Origin of the sequence: Burkholderia sp. (assembly GCF_018375725.1) — a bacterium.
GTDB lineage: Bacteria > Pseudomonadota > Gammaproteobacteria > Burkholderiales > Burkholderiaceae > Burkholderia.
On the sequence record NZ_JAHACR010000362.1, the window covers coordinates 1 to 3,805 of the forward strand.

General features: G+C 66.4%; 3 protein-coding genes. All 3 read left to right on the plus strand.

The annotated features are described in order from the left end of the window. Nucleotides 1–1,488, plus strand: a 1,488-nt coding sequence (gene ftsH, locus KH616_RS22705) for an ATP-dependent zinc metalloprotease FtsH (RefSeq protein WP_292252150.1), incomplete at its 5' end; no start/stop codon positions are given. 68 nt (nt 1,489–1,556) lie between these two features. Next, nucleotides 1,557–2,453 carry a dihydropteroate synthase gene (folP, locus tag KH616_RS22710; protein WP_292252152.1) on the plus strand — a complete coding sequence of 299 codons (897 nt, stop codon included), beginning with the start codon at nt 1,557–1,559 and terminating at the stop codon, nt 2,451–2,453. Nucleotides 2,454–2,478: 25 nt separating this feature from the next. Further along, nucleotides 2,479–3,805, plus strand: a 1,327-nt coding sequence (glmM, locus tag KH616_RS22715) for a phosphoglucosamine mutase (protein WP_292252151.1), incomplete at its 3' end; no start/stop codon positions are given.

Genomic DNA, 3,805 nt, shown 5'->3' on the forward strand with positions numbered 1-3,805 from the left:
TTTTCGTTCGGCAAGTCGCGTGCGCTGCTGATCTACGAGAACAACAACGCGGTCAACTTCTCCGACGTCGCGGGCTGCGACGAAGCGAAGGAAGAAGTGTCCGAGCTCGTCGACTTCCTGCGCGATCCGCAAAAATTCCAGAAACTCGGCGGCCGCATTCCGCGCGGCGTGCTGCTCGTCGGCCCTCCGGGCACCGGCAAGACGCTGCTGGCGCGCGCCATTGCGGGCGAAGCGAAGGTGCCGTTCTTCAGCATCTCGGGTTCTGATTTCGTTGAAATGTTCGTCGGCGTCGGCGCGGCACGTGTGCGCGACATGTTCGAACAGGCGAAGAAGCATGCGCCGTGCATCGTGTTCATCGACGAAATCGACGCGGTCGGCCGTCATCGTGGCGCCGGCATGGGCGGCGGCAACGACGAGCGCGAGCAGACGCTGAACCAGATGCTCGTCGAAATGGACGGCTTCGAGGCGAACTCGGGCGTGATCGTGATTGCCGCGACCAACCGCTCCGATGTGCTGGACAAGGCACTTCTGCGTCCGGGCCGTTTCGATCGCCAGGTCTATGTCGGCCTGCCGGATATCCGCGGCCGTGAGCAGATCATGCGCGTGCACCTGCGCAAGGTGCCGATCGCCAACGACGTCGATGCGGCAGTGATCGCGCGTGGCACGCCGGGCTTCTCGGGCGCCGATCTCGCGAACCTCGTCAACGAGGCGGCACTGTTCGCGGCGCGCCGCGGCAAGCGCATCGTCGAAATGCAGGATTTCGAGGACGCGAAGGACAAGATCTTCATGGGGCCGGAGCGCAAGTCGGCGGTGATCCGCGAGGAAGCGAAGCGCGCGACCGCTTACCACGAGTCGGGCCACGCGGTGATCGCGAAGCTGTTGCCGAAGGCCGATCCGGTCCACAAGGTGACGATCATCCCGCGCGGCCGTGCGCTGGGCGTCACGTGGCAACTGCCTGAGCACGACAACGAGACGTATTCGAAGGATTACCTGCTGGATCGTCTGGCGATCCTGTTCGGTGGCCGTGTGGCCGAAGAGTTGTTCATGGATCTGGTCAGCACCGGTGCGTCGGACGACTTCAACAAGGCAACGCAGACCGCGCGCGCGATGGTGACCCGCTTCGGCATGACCGACGCGCTCGGACCGATGGTGTACGCCGACGACGAAAACGACAGCAGCCCGTTCGGCCGCGGCTTCACGCGGACGATCTCGGAGGCGACGCAGCAGAAGGTCGACGCGGAAATCCGCCGCGTGCTCGACGAGCAGTACAACCTTGCACGCCGTCTGCTCGAGGAGAACCGCGACAAGGTCGAAGCGATGACCGCCGCATTGATGGAGTGGGAAACGATCGACGCCGATCAGATCAACGACATCATGGAAGGCCGTCCGCCGCGTTCGCCGAAGAGCACGCCGCCGGCCGCGGGCGATCCGTCGTCGGGCGGGTCCGGCTCCGAGGTCAAGCCGGGTAACGCTACCGCGCCGGCATAATCTCCAGGTAGCATCGTTGACGGGCTGGTGTGGCTATCACACCGGCCCGTTTTGCATTCATTTCGCGTCTGTCGCCTGTGTCCGCCTTTCCGACTTTCATCCCCGAGCCGCTCCAATGCGGCCGTTTCACGCTGACATTCGAGCGCCCGCTCGTGATGGGCATTCTGAACGCCACCCCCGATTCGTTTTCCGACGGCGGCCGCTTCCTCGCGCGCGACGATGCGCTGCGCCAGGCCGAGCGGATGATCGCCGAAGGTGTCGACATGCTCGACATCGGCGGCGAATCGACCCGCCCGGGCGCACCGCCTGTGCCGCTCGACGAGGAACTCGCACGCGTGATCCCGTTGATCGAGGCGCTGCGGCCGCTGAACGTCCCGCTGTCGATCGATACCTACAAACCGGCCGTGATGCGCGCATCGCTCGACGCGGGCGCGGATCTGATCAACGACATCTGGGGCTTTCGACAGCCCGGCGCGATCGATGCGGTGCGTGACAGCGAGTGCGGTCTGTGCGCGATGCACATGCTCGGCGAGCCGCAGACGATGCAGGTGCACGAGCCCGATTACGGCGATGTCGTGACCGACGTGCGCGAGTTTCTCGCGGAGCGCGCGCACGCGTTGATGGGGGGCGGTATCGGGCCGGAGCGGATCTGCGTCGATCCCGGCTTCGGTTTCGGCAAGGCGGTCGTCGAACACAACTACGCGCTGCTTGCCGCACTGCCGGACACCGCGCCCGCGCGGCCCGACGGCAGGCCTTATCCGATTCTCGCCGGGATGTCGCGCAAGTCGATGCTCGGCGCCGTGATCGGCGGCAAGCCGCCGACGGAACGCGTGGCTGCCAGCGTCGCGGCCGCGCTGTGCGCGGTGGAGCGGGGCGCGGCAATCGTGCGGGTGCACGATGTCGCGCCGACCGTCGACGCACTGCAAATCTGGAGCGCCGTGCGCGAGGCCGCACGGCAACGATAAGTCAATACGAGGAGGAAGGGTCTATATGGGACGTCGATATTTCGGTACGGACGGCATTCGCGGCAAGGTTGGCGAAGCGCCGATCACCCCGGATTTCGTGCTGCGCCTGGGTTATGCGGCCGGCAAAGTGCTCGCCGGCGCGGCAGACGTCGTGTCGGGCGCGCGCCCGACGGTGCTGATCGGCAAGGATACGCGCGTGTCCGGCTACATGCTCGAGGCGGCGCTCGAAGCGGGTTTCTCTGCGGCAGGCGTCGACGTCATGCTGGCGGGTCCGATGCCAACGCCGGGCGTCGCCTATCTGACGCGCGCGTTGCGCCTGTCGGCGGGTGTCGTCATCAGCGCGTCGCACAATCCGTATCACGATAACGGCATCAAGTTTTTCTCGGCGGACGGCAACAAGCTGCCCGACGAGATCGAGGCGCAGATCGAGGCATGGCTCGAGAAGCCGCTGGAATGCGCACCGTCGGACGGGCTCGGCAAGACGCGGCGTCTCGACGACGCGGCCGGACGGTATATCGAATTCTGCAAGAGCACGTTCCCGGCTGCGTTCGACCTGCGCGGAATGAAGCTCGTCATCGACTGCGCGCATGGCGCCGCCTATCAGATCGCGCCGCATGTATTCCATGAACTGGGCGCGGATGTCATTCCGATCGGCGTCGCGCCGAACGGCTTCAACATCAACGACGGCGTCGGCGCGACCGCGCCCGATGCGCTGGTGCGCGCGGTGCGGGCGAACCACGCCGATCTCGGTATCGCGCTGGACGGCGATGCGGACCGCTTGCAGGTGGTCGATGCGTCCGGCCGGCTGTACAACGGCGACGAGTTGCTCTACGTGCTGGTGAAGGATCGTGTCGCAACTAACGGCCGAGTCGAAGGCGCGGTGGGAACGTTGATGACGAATCTCGCCGTCGAAGTCGCGCTGCAGCGCGAGGGCGTGCAGTTCGTCCGGGCAGCGGTCGGCGATCGCTACGTGCTCGAACGGTTGCGCGAGCGCGGCTGGCAGCTTGGCGCCGAAGGTTCGGGACACATCCTGTCGCTCGACCGGCATACGACCGGCGACGGCATCGTGTCGGCGCTGCTGGTGCTCGCTGCGCTGAAGCGTAGCGGCCTCACGCTCGCGCAGATGCTCGAGGGCGTGACGCTGTTCCCGCAAAAGCTGATCAACGTGCGGATGAAGCCGGGCGCCGACTGGAAGGGCAGCGCGTCGATCCGCGCGGCCATCGACGAGGCGGAAAAGGCGCTGGCCGGCAGCGGCCGTGTGCTGATCCGCGCGTCCGGCACCGAGCCGGTGCTGCGCGTGATGGTCGAGGCCCAGCAGGTCGCGGACGCCGACCGCCACGCCGAGGCGATCG